The organism is Plantibacter elymi (nom. nud.) (assembly GCF_900177795.1).
Classification (GTDB): domain Bacteria; phylum Actinomycetota; class Actinomycetes; order Actinomycetales; family Microbacteriaceae; genus Plantibacter; species Plantibacter elymi.
On sequence record NZ_FXWJ01000003.1, the window covers coordinates 177,833 to 193,259 of the forward strand.

The following is a 15,427-nucleotide window of genomic DNA, read 5'->3' on the forward strand; positions in this document are numbered from 1 at the left end:
CTCAACCGACGGGGAAGCGGTCCGAGATCCAGGCCGCTTCCTCGGCGGTCGGCGACCACGCCGAACCGGCCGCGGCGTTCGCACGGATCTGGTCCGGAGTGGTCGCACCGGCGATGACACTCGTGAGCCCGTCCTGGGCGAGCAACCAGCCGAAGGTAGCCTCGAGCATCGAGATGCCGCGCTCGTCGCAGAAGGCTTGGTACGCCTCGATCGCGTCCCAGGGCGCCGTGTCGAGGAGGTGCTTGCGCTGGCGCATGATGCGGCTGTCGGCCGGCCCGCCGTCGCGGGAGAACTTCCCCGTGAACAGGCCGTTGTAGAGCGGGAAGTACGGGAGGAAGCCCACGCCGGCGGCGCGCATGGCCGGGAACAGCTCGCGCTCCGCGCCCCGGACGAGCAGGCTGTACTCGTTCTGGGCCGAGACGAAGGCGGGGTGGCCCGCGGTGCGAGCCGCCCAGTCCGCCTCGGTCAGCTGCCAACCGGCGAAGTTCGAGTGGCCGGCGTAGCGGATCTTCCCCTCGTGGACGAGCTCGTCCAGGGCCGCGATCGTCTCCTCGATGGGCGTGAACGGGTCGGGGGTGTGCAGCTGGTACAGGTCGATCCAGTCGGTGCCCAGGCGGCGGAGCGAACCTTCGACCGCGAGCCGGACGTAGCGACGGGAGCCCTTGGCACCCCAGTTCGGGATCGGGCTCGCGTAATCCACATGTCCGAACTTGGTCGCGAGGACGATCTCATCCCGCCGTCCGGCGATGGCCTGCCCGAGGAGTTGCTCGCTCAACCCGTACTCCCGGCCGTAGATGTCGGCGGTGTCGAAGAGGGTGACCCCGGCGTCGATCGCCGCATCGACGACGGCGCGCGTGCCGTCCAGGCTCTCGGTGACCGTGCCCTCGCGTCCGAAGTTGTTGCAGCCGATGCCGACCGCTGAGACGAGGAGGCCGCTGCGGCCGAGGGGGCGATAGCTGAGATCAGACATGCATCCAGGCTAGCCCGACCGTCCTCCACAGGCACCCGTCGGGCCCCGGCGTCGCGGCCACGCCCACGTGACGCATCACGCCGATCACGGGCTTCCTACGCTCGGTGCATGACCACACACCTCACCGTCACCGATCCTGTACTCCCCTGCTCCGCCACCACCGACCCGGACGCCGAGGGCTTCCTCCGGATGCCGACGCCGGTGGGGCGGATCGAGCTCCGCTCCGTCGACGACGCGGTCTCAGCCGCACGCTTCGAGCGCCACGGGCGACTCCCCCTCGACGGAGTGGACGAACGTCCCACCGCGGTCCTCCTCGACGCCGCGGAGCAGATCGACGAGTACTTCCGCGGACGACGCACCGTGTTCGACCTCCCGCTCGTCACGACCGGCACGCCGTTCCAGCAGGCGGTCTGGTCGGCGCTCGGCGAGGTGCCGTTCGGTGACTCCATCGGGTACGGCGCCCTTGCGGCCGCAGCCGGTGCCCCGCAGGGCGGCCGCGCAGCCGGCCAGGCGGTCCGAGCGAACGCCATCGCGCTCCTCATCCCCTGTCATCGCGTCCTCGGAACCGGGCGGATCGTGACGGGCTATTCTGGCGGAGACGGGCCGGCCACCAAACGCTGGCTCCTCGACCACGAAGGGATCCCGTACCGCCGATGAGTCCAACCTCCCCGACCATCGTCGGCACCGACGGTCTGACCCGCTGCGCCTGGGCAGGGACGGACGCGGAGTACCAGCGCTATCACGACGAGGAGTGGGGCGTACCGCTCCACGGACAGCGTCAGGTCTTCGAGAAGATCAGTCTCGAGGGGTTCCAGGCCGGACTCTCCTGGATCACGATCCTCCGGAAGCGGCCGGCCTTCCGAGAACGGTTCCACGGCTTCGACCTCGACGCCGTCGCAGCCATGACGGAGGCGGATGTCGAGAGCCTCCTCGACGACGCCCGGATCATCCGGCACCGCGGGAAGATCAACGCGGTCATCGGCAATGCCCGCACCGCTCTCGAGCTGGGCGACGACCTGGACGAACTCCTCTGGAGCTTCGCTCCCCCGCCGCGGCCCGCACGGTTGGCCCAGTGGACCGAGGTCCCCGCGGTTACCCCTGAGTCCACCGCGCTCAGCGCACACCTGCGGAAGCGCGGCTACCGGTTCGTCGGCCCGACGACGATGTACGCCCTCATGCAGTCCGGAGGCCTCGTCGACGACCACCTCGTCGGCTGCTGGCGCTCCGAGAGCGCTCCCTGATCCGGAGCGGTCAGACGACGAGGGCGAGCTCGGCCACCCGACCGTCGTCGGCACGGGCGTGGACGTCGAGCACCCACCCGGTCGATCGTGCCCAGTCGAGCAACGATTCGACATCAGGGTGGTCGACACCGGCTTCCAGCAGCGCGCGGGTGAATCGGCCCTTGCCCTGCTTGTTGAAGTGGTTGAGCGCCCGGCGTCTGCCGTCGTCGCCGACCGTGAGCACACGCAGATAGACGGCACCGACGCGGTCCGGCAGCGGTCCGAGCGCCGCGTAGCCTTCCGAGCGCAGGTCCAACAGCACACCCGGTACTGCGTTCAGCTCGCGGGCGACCTGCCCAGCCCAGTGACGTTTCAGGACGAACCCGGGAAGCCTGGAGTCGTGGGAGAGCCGATACGCCGGAATGGGATCGAGCGCGCCGACCGGGCCGAGCAGAGCCGAGTGCACGGCCAGGTGCTCAGCGGCGAAGCGGCGCGCTTCCTGTGGGAGCGTGGCCGCATCGAGCGCGTCATACAGCACCCCCGTGTACCGGTCGATCGCCGGCATCGTCGGCGACGTCGCTGCCGCGCGATTGCGCTGGACCTCGCCGAGCTGCTTGGGGCCGAGCTTCAGGGCCTTCACTGTCGCGGCCTCATCGGCAGCGAGCGACACCAGGGCCTCGAGGCAATCGTTCCGGGACGAGGAGAGCCCTGGAAACCGCAGCAGGGCGGTGTCCAGGGCTCGTCCGTCGCCGCCGTCCCGCTTCGTCTCCGAAGGGGGAAGGAGGATCAGCACCGAATCAGGAGCTGGTCACGAGCGTGGCGTTGCCGGCCACGACGGTGACGGTGTTGTTCTCGACCGACAGGAAGCCGTCTTCAGCGTTCGCGACGATCTTCGAACCGTCTTCGAGCGTGACACGGACCTCACCGGCGGCGAGGATGGCCAGCATCGGCTCGTGGCCGGGCAGGATACCGATCTCGCCGTCGACGGTCTTCGCGATCAGCTGGCGTGCCGGGCCGGACCACACTTCGTGGTCGGCCGCGACAACGCTCACGGTGAGAGGAGCGGAAGCCATGCTTAGCCGTTGTCCTTCTGGATCTGCGCCCACTTCTCCTCGACGTCGGTGATGGAACCGACGTTGAAGAAGGCCTGCTCGGCGACGTGGTCGAACTCACCCTTGGCGATGGCGTCGAACGACTCGATGGTGTCCTTCAGGGGGACGGTCGAGCCCTCGACACCCGTGAACTTCTTCGCCATGTAGGTGTTCTGCGAGAGGAACTGCTGGATCCGGCGCGCACGCGACACCGTGATCTTGTCTTCCTCGGAGAGCTCGTCGACACCGAGGATGGCGATGATCTCCTGCAGTTCCTTGTTCTTCTGGAGGATCTGCTTGACCGTGGTGGCGACGCGGTAGTGGTCGGCACCCAGGTAGCGGGGGTCGAGGATACGGCTCGTCGACGTCAGCGGGTCGACGGCCGGGTACAGACCCTTCGACGCGATCTCACGGGAGAGCTCGGTCGTCGCGTCGAGGTGCGCGAAGGTCGTCGCCGGGGCCGGGTCGGTGTAGTCGTCGGCGGGGACGTAGATCGCCTGCAGCGAGGTGATCGAGTGACCGCGCGTCGAGGTGATGCGCTCCTGGAGGAGGCCCATCTCGTCGGCGAGGTTCGGCTGGTAGCCCACGGCCGACGGCATGCGACCGAGCAGGGTCGACACCTCGGAACCGGCCTGGGTGAAGCGGAAGATGTTGTCGATGAAGAGCAGCACGTCCTGCTTCTGGACGTCGCGGAAGTACTCCGCCATCGTCAGCGCGGAGAGGGCGACGCGCAGACGCGTTCCCGGCGGCTCGTCCATCTGGCCGAACACGAGGGCCGTCTTCTCGAAGACACCCGCCTCTTCCATCTCGTGGATGAGGTCGTTACCCTCACGGGTGCGCTCGCCGACACCGGCGAACACCGACACACCACCGTGGTCCTGCGCGACGCGCTGGATCATCTCCTGGATGAGGACGGTCTTGCCGACACCGGCACCACCGAAGAGACCGATCTTGCCACCGAGGACGTACGGCGTCAGGAGGTCGATGACCTTGATGCCGGTCTCGAACAGCTGCGTCTTCGACTCGAGCTGGTCGAAGGGCGGCGGCTGACGGTGGATCGGCCAGCGCTCGGTGATCTCGATCTGCTCGCCGGGCTCGGCGTTGAGCACCTCGCCGATGACGTTGAAGACCTTGCCCTTGGTGACGTCGCCGACGGGCACCGAGATGGGCGAACCCGTGTCGGTGACCTCCTGGCCGCGGACGAGGCCGTCCGTGGGGTTCAGGGCGATGGCGCGGACGAGGTCGTCACCGAGGTGCTGTGCGACCTCGAGCGTGAGGACCATCGTCTGCTCGCCGATCACGACGCTGGTCTTCAGGGCGTTGTAGATGCCCGGGATCGCGTCGTGCGGGAACTCGATGTCGACGACCGGGCCGGTGACGCGGGAGATGCGACCGACGGCGCCGGCCTTCACCTCTGCAGCGCCCTGCTCGGCAGTTGCGGTGGGAGTCATGTTCTTCTCTTCTCTGTCTCTACAGATACGTGTGCGTGTTGCGATGACTAGGACGAGAGCGCGTCTGCGCCGCCAACGATTTCGGAAATCTGCTGGGTGATCTCGGCCTGCCTCGCGTTGTTGCGGAGGCGGGTGTAGTCGGTGATGAGCTTGTCGGCGTTGTCGCTGGCCGACTTCATCGCCTTCTGCGTCGCGGCGTGCTTCGCGGCGGAGGACTGCAACAGCGCGTTGAAGATCCGGCTCTCGATGTAGTTCGGAAGCAGTGCATCGAGCACGCTCTCCGCATCCGGCTCGAACTCGTACAGCGGCAGCACAGCGGTGTCGGTGGGCTCTTCGACGCCTTCGACGACCTCGAGCGGCAGGAGACGGACGACCTCGGGGGTCTGCGTCATCATGCTCACGAGGCGGTTGTAGACGATGTGGATCTCGTCGACGCCGCCCTCGGAGGCGTCCGTGAGGAACGCCTTGAGGATGGACTCGCTGATCTCCTGCGCCGTGGCGAAGTCGGGGTTCTCCGTGTTGCCGACCCACTGCCCTGCAGCCTGCATCCGTCGGAACGTGAAGTAGGCGACGGCCTTGCGGCCCACGAGGTAGTGCGTGACGTCCTTGCCCTGGCTGCGCAGGAGCTCGGTCAGCTCGGCGGCCTCACGGAGGACCTGCGAGTTGAAGGCGCCGGCGAGGCCTCGGTCGGATGCGAACACGACGACCGCAGCCCGCTCAACCTTCTCCGGCTCGGTCGTGAGCACGTGGTCGACGTTGGAGTACGTCGCGACGGCGGACACGGCACGAGTGATCGCACGAGAATAGGGTCCGGATGCCGCCACCCGCGCCTGCGCCTTCTGGATGCGCGACGCGGCGATGAGCTCCATCGCCTTCGTGATCTTCTTGGTCGTCTGCGCAGACTTGATCTTCTGCGTGTAGACCCGGAGTTGAGCGCCCATGGACTAGCGGCGACCCTTCACGATCTTCTCCTGGTTGACGTCTTCAACCGGGAGCTCCTCGACCTGCTCCGAACCGAGGGCAGCGCCCTCGCCCGTCTGGAACTCGAGCTTGAACTGGTCGACAGCGGCATCGAGCTTCGAGACGGTGTCGTCGTCGAGCACGTTCGTGTCGCGCAGCGTGGTGAGGACCTCGGTGTTCCGACCCAGGTAGTCGAGCAGCTCGCGCTCGAAGCGGAGGACGTCCTCGACCGGGACGTCGTCCAGCTTGCCCTTGGTTCCGGCCCAGATCGACACGACCTGCTCCTCGACGGGGTACGGCGAGTACTGCGGCTGCTTGAGCAGCTCGGTGAGGCGGGCGCCACGGGCGAGCTGACGGCGGCTGGCCGCGTCGAGGTCGGATGCGAACATCGCGAACGCTTCGAGCGAACGGTACTGCGCGAGCTCGAGCTTCAGCGTTCCGGAGACCTTCTTGATGCTCTTCACCTGAGCGTCGCCACCGACGCGCGAGACGGAGATACCGACATCGACCGCGGGGCGCTGGTTGGAGTTGAAGAGGTCGGACTGCAGGAAGATCTGGCCGTCGGTGATCGAGATCACGTTGGTGGGGATGTACGCCGAGACGTCGTTCGCCTTGGTCTCGATGATGGGCAGACCCGTCATCGAACCGGCGCCGAGCTCGTCGGACAGCTTCGCGCAACGCTCCAGCAGACGGGAGTGCAGGTAGAAGACGTCACCCGGGTAGGCCTCGCGTCCCGGCGGACGACGGAGGAGGAGGGAGACGGCACGGTAGGCCTCGGCCTGCTTCGACAGGTCGTCGAAGATGATCAGGACGTGCTTGCCCTCATACATCCAGTGCTGGCCGATGGCCGAACCGGTGTAGGGGGCGAGGTACTTGAAGCCGGCCGGGTCGGACGCAGGCGAGGCGACGATCGTCGTGTACTCGAGCGCGCCGGCCTCTTCCAGCGCACCCTTGACGGATGCGATGGTCGAGCCCTTCTGGCCGATGGCGACGTAGATGCAGCGGACCTGCTTGTTGACGTCGCCCGAGTCCCAGTTGGCCTTCTGGTTGATGATGGTGTCGATCGCGATCGCGGTCTTGCCGGTCTGGCGGTCGCCGATGATCAGCTGACGCTGGCCGCGGCCGACGGGGATCATGGCGTCGATCGCCTTGATGCCGGTCTGGAGCGGCTCGTGCACCGACTTGCGCTGCATGACGCCGGGAGCCTGGAGCTCCAGCGCGCGGCGGCCGGTGCTGGCGATCTCGCCGAGGCCGTCGATCGGGTTGCCGAGCGTGTCGACGACACGGCCGAGGTAGCCGTCGCCGACGGGGACCGAGAGGACCTCGCCCGTGCGGGTGACGTCCATGCCTTCGACGATCTCGTCGAACTCACCGAGGACGACGACGCCGATCTCGTGCTCGTCGAGGTTGAGCGCGAGGCCCAGGGTGCCGTTCGCGAAGCGGAGGAGCTCGTTCGCCATGGCGCCCGGGAGGCCCTCGACGTGGGCGATGCCGTCAGCGGCATCGATCACGCGTCCGACCTCGGTGGCCGCGGTGGTGCCGGGCTCGTAGGCCTTGACGAAGTCCTTGAGAGCATCCCGGATCTCGTCTGGGCTGATCGTGAGTTCTGCCATCATGTTCCTTTTGGTTGTGGAACCCGGGGGTTCCGAGAGGTGCGATCCGTCAGGATCAACGTCTTGAGTTGTGGAGACCGTCGGGCCGGTCCCCGCGCTGCACGGGCCGTTAGCCGGCCAGTTGCAGACGGAGGTCGTTCAGTCGGGCAGCGAGGCTGCCGTCGATGACGTCGTCCCCGAGCTGCACGCGCAGTCCACCGACGACGGCGGGGTCGATCACCTGGTTGATCTTCACCTGACGGCCGTAGGCCGTGGCGAGGTGGCGCTCGAGGCGCTGGAGCTGCGACGCCTCGATCGGTGCGGCTGCCGTGACCGTGGCGACCGCGAGGCCCTGCTGGTCGGCGACGATGCCTGATGCGTACCGGAGCAGTTCTCCGATCCGACGGTCGCGGGGCTGCTGCACGAGCTGACCGACGATGCTGACGGTCTGCGGGCTCGCCTTGCCCGCGAGGAGCGACGCCGCGAGGGCGCCCTTCGCAGCGGACGAGCCGAGCTTGCTGCTGAGGGCGAGTTCGAGCTCGTGGTTGCTCGACACGAGCTTCCCGAACTCGAACAACTCGGCCTCGATGTCGCCCTGAGCGCCGGCGGAGATCGAGGCGGCCCGGAGGCCGAGCTCCTCGATGCCTGCGAGCAGGTCGGCCTCGCTGGACCAGCGGCCGGAGACGACGGTCTGCAGCAGGCCGAGCGCCTGAGCGCTCAGCTGGGTGCCGAAGATCCGCTCGACGACGGTGCGCTTGGCACCGGCGTCGGCTGCGGGGTCGCTGAGCGCTGCGCTCAGGTGGCTCGAGCCGCCGATGGCCCGGCCCGCTGCGAACAGTCCGTCCGCGGTGGCCAGATCGGCCCCGGCGCCGAGGGCGGCGAGGGCCTCCTTCGACGAGGCGAGTGCTTCTCTGGTCGCGCTTCCCATTACTTGGCTGCCTTCTCCGACGCTTCGAGGTCCGCGAGGAACCGGTCGACGACCGCCGTGGCCTTCGCGTCGTCGTTCAGCGTCTCGCCGATGACGCCACTGGCGAGGTCGAGTGCGAGCGTGCCGACCTCGGCACGCAGCGACACGACGGCCGCCTGACGCTCGGCTTCGATCTGTGCCTGAGCGCTCGCGGTGACGCGAGCGGCTTCGACCGTGGCCTGCTCCTTGAGCTCGGCGAGGATCGTCTGACCCTCGACACGAGCCTGCTCGCGGATGCGGCCGGCTTCCTGACGGGCTTCGGCGAGCTGAGCGTTGTACTGCTCGAGCGCCGCTTCGGCCTGCTTCTGCGCTTCATCGGCCTTGGCGATGTTGCCCTCGATGGCCGCTGCGCGGTCGTCGAGGAGCTTCTGCACCTTGGGCAGGACCAGCTTCCAGAAGAAGCCGAGGATGATGATGAAGACGACGGCAGACCAGACGATGTCGTAGACCGCTGGGATGAGAGGGTTCGTTGGAGCGCCCTCTTCAGCAGCGATGATCACTGCATCAAACATCTTGCCTCCTTCGGAGATGTGAAAGGGGGCTTAGACGAAGATGAAGTAGGTCGCGATGCCGATGAAGGCGAGCGCCTCGGTGAAGGCGATACCGATCCACATGAGGACCTGGAGACGACCACCCAGCTCGGGCTGACGCGCGGTGCCTTCGATCGTCTTGCCGACGACGATACCCACACCGATGGCGGGGCCGATGGCTGCGAGACCGTAACCGACCGTCGCGATGTTTCCTTCAAGGGCGGCGAGAACGGTAGTTGCGTCCACGTTTGTTTCCTTCCGTTGGGTGAGACCTGGCGGGTGCCGGGCTCGATTAGTGCTCTTCTGCGACCGCGAGCTGGATGTAGACCGCGGTGAGGAGGGTGAAGACGTAGGCCTGGAGGACTGCGACCAGGAGCTCGAAGAGGGTGAAGACGAGGCCGAAGGCCAGCGTCCCGACGCCCATGAGGGCGAACCATCCGCCGAGGTTCACGATGAAGAACTGGGTCGCCGCGAAGAACAGGACGAGGAGCAGGTGCCCGACGATCATGTTCATGAGGAGTCGGAGCGTCAGCGTGAGCGGGCGGATGACGAAGGTCGAGATGAGCTCGATCGGCGTGACGATGATGTACACCGGCCACGGCACCCCGGAGGGGAAGAGGGAGTTCTTGAAGAACTTGCCCGGACTCTTCTTGATACCGGCGTAGATGAAGGTGACGTAGGACACCAGCGCGAGCACGAGCGGGACACCGATGACCGAGGTACCGGCCAGGTTCAGCCCGGGGATGATGCCCGTCAGGTTCATCGCGAGGACCATGAAGAAGATGGTCGTCAGGATCGGCAGGAACCGGAGGCCGTCCTTCTTGCCGAGCAGGTCTTCCGCGATGTTGACTCGGACGAAGCCGAGCCCCATCTCGGCGAGGCTCTGTGCGCGGCCGGGGACGAGGCGCATCTTGCGCGTCGACAGCCAGAAGAACAGGAGGAGCGCGATCACCGCGATGAACCGGATCAGGATGACCCGGTTGATCGCGAAGGGCGTGCCCTCGAAGAGGATGATGTCGGGGAAGAACTCGTCGATCGACGGACCGTGGAACTCGCCATCTTCGGCGGCCATCGGTGCGATCAGGTGCACGGCGTTAGCGAACAGCACGTATCTCCAGTTTCGGGGGCGTGGAGCAGAGCTCTCGCGGCGACGAACAGGGGGGATGTCTCCTCGCCGCACGCCGAAGCGGTGCTAGTGGGAGGATTCGTTGACGAGTCTAGCAAGGAAACCGGGCCCCGACGAACCCAGGGGTGGTATTCCACGGCTATATTCCGAGCCGCGACCCCGGCCGCGCCCTGGATACCGGTTCCGGCATGCTCCCACGCGACAGGATGCGTCCGCGGCGTCAGCTCGGGTCGGAGTCCTGCGGCGACGCTTTCGGGAGGATGTCGTCCGAGACGTAGGGCACCCGCACCTTCGCCGCCACGACGGCGTCGATCACGAGCGAACCGACGACGCCGACGATGACGCTGCCGAACAGGATCGGTGCGTTGACCCAGGGCTGGTCCTTCAGGATGAAGCCCAGGACGAGGAAGATGACGAACTTCACGAGCCAGCTGCCCATCACCACCCCGAACAGGATCCCGACGAAGAACTCCTGGCCGGACCAGCGGTTGGCGAAGAGGATGCTCACCGAGGTGATGCCGAGGAACACGAGCGCCATCGCGGTGCCGATGAGCGCGCTCGTCAGCCCACGGGAACCGTCGACGCTCCAGCCGACCACTCCCCCGACGACGGCGATCACGAGCGCGAGGAGCGCGCTGTACCGGAGTGCCGTGCGGAAGACCCGATTGGCGCTCGCGTGCGAGCCGGCCTGGGCGGGAGGAGTCATGGGTGCTGGTCCTTCTTGGCGAGAGAGTCGAGGGTGTCGAGGGTGTCGCCGCTCACGGGCGCCTCGGGGTCGCGCTGCCCGGAGGCCTCGTCGAGCCGATCGTACAGCGCCGACCCGGGAGCCCCCTCCGTGCCGGCGGCCACGCGCTGCGCGAGCCGGTCTGCGCGCCTGCGGCGACCGATCGGCAGGAGGGTGAACGCGGTGCAGGTGACGACGCCCACGGAGACGAAGAGCACGGCAAGCCAGGTCGGGGCCGCGAAGAACGCCAGGCATCCGACGGAGATGACGACCGTCCAGCCGTAGAAGATGAGGACGGCGTGCACCTGGCTGTGACCGAGGTCGAGCAGCCGGTGGTGGAGGTGCATCCGGTCGGCGCTGAACGGCGACTTGCCGGCACGGAGACGACGGAGGACGGCCAGGACGAAGTCGGCGAGCGGCACGACGAGGATGGCGAACGGCAGCAGGATCGGGATGAACGCGGGCAACAGCTGCGTGCGGCCGAGGGCGGCCGGGTCGACCTGTCCGGTCACGGCGGCCGCGGAGGTCGCCATGAGGAGACCGACGAGCAGGGCACCGGCGTCGCCCATGAACAGCCTGGCGGGGTGCCAGTTGAGCGGGAGGAAGCCGAGGCACGCACCGACGAGGATCGCGGCGATCAACGAGGCGAGGTTGAAGTAGTCGCTCGCCCCGGTGGAGGTCACGAGCAGCTGGGTGTAGACGAAGAACACGGTGTTCGCGATGACGGCGACACCGGCGACGAGCCCGTCGAGCCCGTCGACGAAGTTGATCGCGTTCATCACGAGCACGATGGCGAAGACCGTCATCGAGAAGGACACCCACGACGAGCCGACCGTCAGGCCACCGATGGGCAAGGAGTAGATCTGCACACCGAGCCAGGCGACGAGCCCTGCCGCCATGAACTGCGCGGCGAGCTTGATCATCCAGTCGAGGTCCCAGAGGTCGTCGGCGACGCCGATCCCGACGATGAACAGGGCCGCCCCGAGGATCGCCAGCACCGGCTCCGGATCGGCGAACACGAGGTCGAAGAACGGCAGCTGCCAGGCCACGCCGAAGGCGACGAGGATGCCGATGAACATCGCGACCCCGCCGAGGCGCGGCGTCGGCGTCTGATGGACGTCCCGTTCGCGGATCGGTGGGTGGAGACCGTACTTCACCCCGACCCGCCGCGCGAGGTGGGCGAAGCCGAAGGTGATGCCCGCGCTCACGACGAGCACGATGAGGTACCCGGAGAACTGGTTCATGGCTCGCGAGGCTCGGGGAGGAGATCGCCCACCACGTCGCGGATCGCCTCGCGGGAGACGGCTCCGTCGCGCAGGACGACGATCCGTTCGTCTGCCGTGCCGAGTCGGGTCGCGTCGATGATCGTCGACGACTGCTCGCCGCTCTCGCCGCCGTCGAGGTAGACCGAGACCGAGTCGCCGAGCATCTCGAGCGCGGCAGCGGCGGACGTGGCGGCCGGTCGGCCGGTGAGGTTCGCCGAGGAGACCGCGAGCGGGCCGGTGTCCTGCAGGAGTTCGAGGGTCACCGGGTTCGACGGCATCCGGAGCGCGACCGTGCCCGCGGTCTCGCCGAGGTCCCAGGCGAGCGACGGCTGGGCTTCGAGCACGATGGTCAGGCCGCCGGGCCAGAATGCCTCGACGAGCCTGTGCACGGCATCGGGGACGGACGCCGCCAAGGCCTCGAGCGTGTTCACACCCGAGACGAGGACGGGCGGCGGTGACTGCCGGGTCCGGCCCTTCGCGTCGAGGAGGCGCTGCACCGCGGCCGGCGAGAACGCGTCGGCAGCCACTCCGTACACCGTGTCGGTCGGGAGCACGACCAGCTCACCCCGGGCCAGGGCCGTCCGCGCCAGGCGCATCCCGGCGAGCAACTGCGCGTGATCCTGGCAATCGAAGGTCTGCGGCATGTGGTGGGTCCTGGCTGAACGGGGCCGCCGATCGGTGATCAGTCGGCCGGATGATCGGGGTGACGACGCTCAATCATAGCCTCGGGCGTCTTCCGAGCAGTCTGGGCAGGCACAGGTAGACGGCGAGGACGAGCAGGATGCCGAGCACGGCGAGGACCTTGACGGGCCAGGCGCCCGTCGCGACGACCACCCCGAGGAGCCCGGTGGCGAGGGTCGCGACGCTGACGACGGCGGTGGACCCGAGATGACCGAGACCACCGGCGGCGAGACGCTGGTACACGTGGCTGCGATGTGCCTCGTGCAGCGGCTCCCCCCGCCGCCAGCGCGCGATGATCGTCGTGCCGGTGTCGGCGACGTACACGAGGACCGGGCCGATCAGTGCGACGAAGGAGATTCCGCTGAAGGCCGCGTAGATGGCGACCGCGACCAGGGAGCCGCCGAGGAGGTAGCTGCCGACGTCGCCGAGGAACATCCGGCGCCGAGCGAGGTTCCACGGCAGGAACCCGAGGAACGCGGCCGCCACGACGAGGCCGGCTGCGGTGACGCCCGGGAGTCCGGCCACGGCACCGAGACCGGCGTAGAACCCGCCCACGACCGTGCCGTGCATCGAGGAGATGCCGTTGACGCCGTCCATGAAGTTCGCGATGTTCGTGTAGGCGACGAGTGCCAGGATCCCGAGTGGGATCCACCAGAAACTCGCGGCCATCGAGACGACGAGCACCCAGGTCGCCACGAGTCCGAGCAGGACCTGCAACCCGAAGCGCACCCGGACGGGGAGTCCGCGGACGTCCTCCACGGCCCCGATGGCAGCGTTCACGACCGACACGGCGGCGACGATCCAGAGCGGGAGGCTGTGGAGCAGGACCGCGGCCGTGCCGAGACCGACGGCGACCGCGAGCGCGACGCCGATCCCTCCCCCGCGGATCGTCGGCGTGACGTGCATGGACCGGTGATTCGGGGTGTCGAGGACCGCCCGACGGATGAGGATCGGGCGGATGGCGAGCTGGGACAACAGGCTCACGACGAGGGCGAGCACCCCCGCCAGGATGGCAACCGTCATTGCACCAGGTGGTGGGTGCCGGCGCCCTCGTCGGCGATCGTCTCCCGCCAGACGTCGATGTCGAGCAGTGCCGGGTCGAGCGGCTGGATCCGCGTGTGCGAGACCTTCGGGTGCTTCGAGCGGTCGGCGATCTCGTCGGTGTCGATGAGGACCTCGTGCAGCTTCTCGCCGTGCCGGAGACCGGTGTACACGATCTCGACGTCCTTACCTGAAGCGGCGATCATGCGCTTGGCGACGTCGAGGATGCGGACCGGACGGCCCATGTCGAGGATGAGGACCTCGCCCGGGTCGCCGATCGCGCCGGCCTGGATGACGAGCTTCGACGCTTCGGGGATCGTCATGAAGAAACGGGTGACGTCGGGGTGCGTGACCGTGACCGGACCGCCGGCCTCGATCTGGGCGGTGAACGCCGGGATGGCCGAGCCACGGCTGCCGATGACGTTGCCGAACCGGACCGAGAGGTACCGTGCGTCGGTCTCCTGGGCGCTCATCCACGCGGTGAGCTTCTCGGCGATGCGCTTGCTGTAACCGAGGACGGTCGTCGGGTTCGCGGCCTTGTCGGTCGAGATGTTGACGAAGGTGCCGACGCCGACGGCCCGCGCCGCGTTGAGGACGTTCAAGGTGCCGAGGACGTTGTTCTTCCAGGCCTCGTCGGGGTACTGCTCGAGCATCGGAGCGTGCTTCAGCGCTGCCGCGTGGAAGACGACGTCGGGACGGCGGTCCTCGAAGATCTCCATGAGCGAGGGGAGGTCGCGGATGTCGGCGAGCACGACCTCCTTGGTGTCGAGCAGGCCGTGGCCCGAGATCGAGAGCTGCGTGGTGTGGAGCCCCGTCTCGTCGCGGTCGAGTAGGACGAGCTCCGCCGGGCCGAACTGGTTGACCTGGCGGGCGATCTCGGAGCCGATGGATCCGCCGGCACCGGTGACGAGCACGCGCTTGCCGGTGAGGTACCCCGCGATGCTCTCGACCTGGAGGTCGACGGTGTTGCGGCCGATGAAGTCCTCGACGTTGAGATCGCGCAGGCTGGGCGCGCTCTCCCCCGTGCCGGGAGCCAGCATCGTGTCGATGGGCGGGACGACGAGCACGCGGAGCTTCGCCTCGTCGGCTCGCTCGCTGACCTGGCGGATGAAGTCGTTGTCGACGTCGGCGATGCTGATGATGAGTGCCTGCGCACCGGTTCGCTTGACGGCCGCCACCAGGTCGGCTCCGGTGCCGACCACGGCGACGGAGGCGATGCGGAAGTTGCGCTTCGAGGGGTCGTCGTCGATGACGCCCACCGGGAGGTAGGGGGACTGCGGGTCGCGCATGAGCCGAGGGATGATCGACATGCCGAGCGCACCGGCTCCGTAGACGAGGACGCGCTGCGCCTCGATGGGCCGGCTGCGGCTGTCGACGAAGAGTCGCTTGACGTAGCGCGTGATGCCCATGAAGACGATGGCGAACGGGAACGCGATCACCGTGGTGGACCGTGGCACCCCCCACGCGACGCCGAAGACCGCGTTGACCGCGATGAGGATCGCGGTGACGATCAGGGCGACGACGATGAGCTGTTTCGCCTCGTAGAAACTGCCGAAGCTGTGCAGCCCGTGGTAGTAGCTCCACAGGTACGCCACGATGAACTGGGCGACCACGGCGATGACGCACAGGAGGACCGTCCCCACGAGGGCCACGCGCTCGTACTCGAGCTCGAACCGGACGAGCTGGGCGACCACGATGGCGAGCACCCAGCACAGTGCGTCGAGGGCGGTCTTCGCGGCGAAACGAGGGCCTGGCGCCTGCGTCCATCTACGGGGGGCGTCGGGGAGCGTGGAGGTCATAACGTGTCGA

General features: G+C 67.8%; 17 protein-coding genes. 2 read left to right on the forward strand and 15 right to left on the reverse strand.

The genetic code is table 11. The features are described 5' to 3' along the window. Window position 1: 1 nt before the first annotated feature. On the reverse strand, window positions 2–970 hold the full coding sequence (locus CCK91_RS10325; RefSeq protein WP_086473951.1) for an aldo/keto reductase: 969 nt from the start codon (window positions 968–970) through the stop codon (window positions 2–4). 108 nt (window positions 971–1,078) lie between these two features. On the opposite strand from CCK91_RS10325, the gene CCK91_RS10330 reads away from it, so the two are divergent. Continuing rightward, window positions 1,079–1,627 (forward strand): methylated-DNA--[protein]-cysteine S-methyltransferase, encoded by a 549-nt coding sequence (locus CCK91_RS10330; RefSeq protein WP_242664508.1) that lies wholly within the window; start codon window positions 1,079–1,081, stop codon window positions 1,625–1,627. After that, on the forward strand, window positions 1,624–2,211 hold the full coding sequence (locus CCK91_RS10335; protein WP_086473952.1) for a DNA-3-methyladenine glycosylase I: 588 nt from the start codon (window positions 1,624–1,626) through the stop codon (window positions 2,209–2,211). The genes CCK91_RS10330 and CCK91_RS10335 overlap by 4 nt, the downstream gene beginning before the upstream one ends. Before the next feature lie 10 nt (window positions 2,212–2,221). Here the strand turns inward: CCK91_RS10335 and CCK91_RS10340 are convergent, their stop codons facing one another. The 14 genes from CCK91_RS10340 to CCK91_RS10405 all read right to left on the reverse strand — a co-directional run bounded on the left by CCK91_RS10340 (window position 2,222) and on the right by CCK91_RS10405 (window position 15,417). Continuing rightward, the gene (locus CCK91_RS10340) at window positions 2,222–2,983 is read right to left on the reverse strand and encodes a YaaA family protein (RefSeq protein ID WP_086473953.1); all 762 of its coding nucleotides are present in this window, start codon (window positions 2,981–2,983) and stop codon (window positions 2,222–2,224) included. 4 nt (window positions 2,984–2,987) lie between these two features. After that, window positions 2,988–3,263: a F0F1 ATP synthase subunit epsilon gene (locus CCK91_RS10345; protein ID WP_064295316.1), complete on the reverse strand. Its 276-nt coding sequence runs from the start codon at window positions 3,261–3,263 to the stop codon at window positions 2,988–2,990. Window positions 3,264–3,265: 2 nt separating this feature from the next. Continuing rightward, on the reverse strand, window positions 3,266–4,732 hold the full coding sequence (gene atpD, locus CCK91_RS10350) for a F0F1 ATP synthase subunit beta (RefSeq protein ID WP_079707188.1): 1,467 nt from the start codon (window positions 4,730–4,732) through the stop codon (window positions 3,266–3,268). 47 nt (window positions 4,733–4,779) lie between these two features. Next, window positions 4,780–5,673, reverse strand: a complete 894-nt coding sequence (locus tag CCK91_RS10355; RefSeq protein WP_086473954.1) for a F0F1 ATP synthase subunit gamma — start codon at window positions 5,671–5,673, stop codon at window positions 4,780–4,782. Between the two features lie 3 nt (window positions 5,674–5,676). Continuing rightward, window positions 5,677–7,305 (reverse strand): F0F1 ATP synthase subunit alpha, encoded by a 1,629-nt coding sequence (atpA, locus tag CCK91_RS10360; RefSeq protein ID WP_086473955.1) that lies wholly within the window; start codon window positions 7,303–7,305, stop codon window positions 5,677–5,679. Window positions 7,306–7,414: 109 nt separating this feature from the next. Then, window positions 7,415–8,212, reverse strand: coding sequence for a F0F1 ATP synthase subunit delta (locus CCK91_RS10365; protein WP_071262369.1), 798 nt, complete (start codon window positions 8,210–8,212; stop codon window positions 7,415–7,417). After that, complete coding sequence (locus tag CCK91_RS10370; protein ID WP_064295311.1) at window positions 8,212–8,763, reverse strand: F0F1 ATP synthase subunit B; 552 nt, start codon at window positions 8,761–8,763, stop codon at window positions 8,212–8,214. Before CCK91_RS10370 ends, CCK91_RS10365 begins: the two co-directional genes overlap by 1 nt. Before the next feature lie 30 nt (window positions 8,764–8,793). Next, window positions 8,794–9,027, reverse strand: a complete 234-nt coding sequence (atpE, locus tag CCK91_RS10375) for an ATP synthase F0 subunit C (RefSeq protein WP_064295310.1) — start codon at window positions 9,025–9,027, stop codon at window positions 8,794–8,796. A 46-nt stretch (window positions 9,028–9,073) separates the two neighbouring features. After that, on the reverse strand, window positions 9,074–9,853 hold the full coding sequence (gene atpB / locus CCK91_RS10380; RefSeq protein WP_175117868.1) for a F0F1 ATP synthase subunit A: 780 nt from the start codon (window positions 9,851–9,853) through the stop codon (window positions 9,074–9,076). A 274-nt stretch (window positions 9,854–10,127) separates the two neighbouring features. Then, window positions 10,128–10,613: a hypothetical protein gene (locus tag CCK91_RS10385; RefSeq protein WP_086473956.1), complete on the reverse strand. Its 486-nt coding sequence runs from the start codon at window positions 10,611–10,613 to the stop codon at window positions 10,128–10,130. After that, window positions 10,610–11,875, reverse strand: coding sequence for an MraY family glycosyltransferase (locus CCK91_RS10390; RefSeq protein ID WP_086473957.1), 1,266 nt, complete (start codon window positions 11,873–11,875; stop codon window positions 10,610–10,612). The genes CCK91_RS10385 and CCK91_RS10390 overlap by 4 nt, the downstream gene beginning before the upstream one ends. Next, complete coding sequence (locus CCK91_RS10395) at window positions 11,872–12,540, reverse strand: L-threonylcarbamoyladenylate synthase (protein ID WP_085513240.1); 669 nt, start codon at window positions 12,538–12,540, stop codon at window positions 11,872–11,874. Before CCK91_RS10395 ends, CCK91_RS10390 begins: the two co-directional genes overlap by 4 nt. A 73-nt stretch (window positions 12,541–12,613) precedes the next feature. After that, on the reverse strand, window positions 12,614–13,600 hold the full coding sequence (locus CCK91_RS10400; RefSeq protein WP_086473958.1) for an MraY family glycosyltransferase: 987 nt from the start codon (window positions 13,598–13,600) through the stop codon (window positions 12,614–12,616). Then, entirely contained in the window at window positions 13,597–15,417 is a 1,821-nt protein-coding gene (locus CCK91_RS10405; RefSeq protein ID WP_086473959.1) for a polysaccharide biosynthesis protein, read from the reverse strand. The genes CCK91_RS10400 and CCK91_RS10405 overlap by 4 nt, the downstream gene beginning before the upstream one ends. Between the last annotated feature and the right edge of the window lie 10 nt (window positions 15,418–15,427).

Bases quoted from the DNA above. Each gene is read 5' to 3' on its own strand.
- CCK91_RS10325 (WP_086473951.1), bottom strand. From the start codon at position 970: ATGTCTGATCTCAGCTATCGCCCCCTCGGCCGCAGCGGCCTCCTCGTC.
- CCK91_RS10330 (WP_242664508.1), top strand. From the start codon at position 1,079: ATGACCACACACCTCACCGTCACCGATCCTGTACTCCCCTGCTCCGCC.
- CCK91_RS10335 (WP_086473952.1), top strand. From the start codon at position 1,624: ATGAGTCCAACCTCCCCGACCATCGTCGGCACCGACGGTCTGACCCGC.
- CCK91_RS10345 (WP_064295316.1), bottom strand. From the start codon at position 3,263: ATGGCTTCCGCTCCTCTCACCGTGAGCGTTGTCGCGGCCGACCACGAA.
- atpD (WP_079707188.1), bottom strand. From the start codon at position 4,732: ATGACTCCCACCGCAACTGCCGAGCAGGGCGCTGCAGAGGTGAAGGCC.
- CCK91_RS10355 (WP_086473954.1), bottom strand. From the start codon at position 5,673: ATGGGCGCTCAACTCCGGGTCTACACGCAGAAGATCAAGTCTGCGCAG.
- atpA (WP_086473955.1), bottom strand. From the start codon at position 7,305: ATGGCAGAACTCACGATCAGCCCAGACGAGATCCGGGATGCTCTCAAG.
- CCK91_RS10365 (WP_071262369.1), bottom strand. From the start codon at position 8,212: ATGGGAAGCGCGACCAGAGAAGCACTCGCCTCGTCGAAGGAGGCCCTC.
- CCK91_RS10370 (WP_064295311.1), bottom strand. From the start codon at position 8,763: ATGTTTGATGCAGTGATCATCGCTGCTGAAGAGGGCGCTCCAACGAAC.
- atpB (WP_175117868.1), bottom strand. From the start codon at position 9,853: ATGGCCGCCGAAGATGGCGAGTTCCACGGTCCGTCGATCGACGAGTTC.
- CCK91_RS10385 (WP_086473956.1), bottom strand. From the start codon at position 10,613: ATGACTCCTCCCGCCCAGGCCGGCTCGCACGCGAGCGCCAATCGGGTC.
- CCK91_RS10390 (WP_086473957.1), bottom strand. From the start codon at position 11,875: ATGAACCAGTTCTCCGGGTACCTCATCGTGCTCGTCGTGAGCGCGGGC.
- CCK91_RS10395 (WP_085513240.1), bottom strand. From the start codon at position 12,540: ATGCCGCAGACCTTCGATTGCCAGGATCACGCGCAGTTGCTCGCCGGG.
- CCK91_RS10400 (WP_086473958.1), bottom strand. From the start codon at position 13,600: ATGACGGTTGCCATCCTGGCGGGGGTGCTCGCCCTCGTCGTGAGCCTG.
- CCK91_RS10405 (WP_086473959.1), bottom strand. From the start codon at position 15,417: ATGACCTCCACGCTCCCCGACGCCCCCCGTAGATGGACGCAGGCGCCA.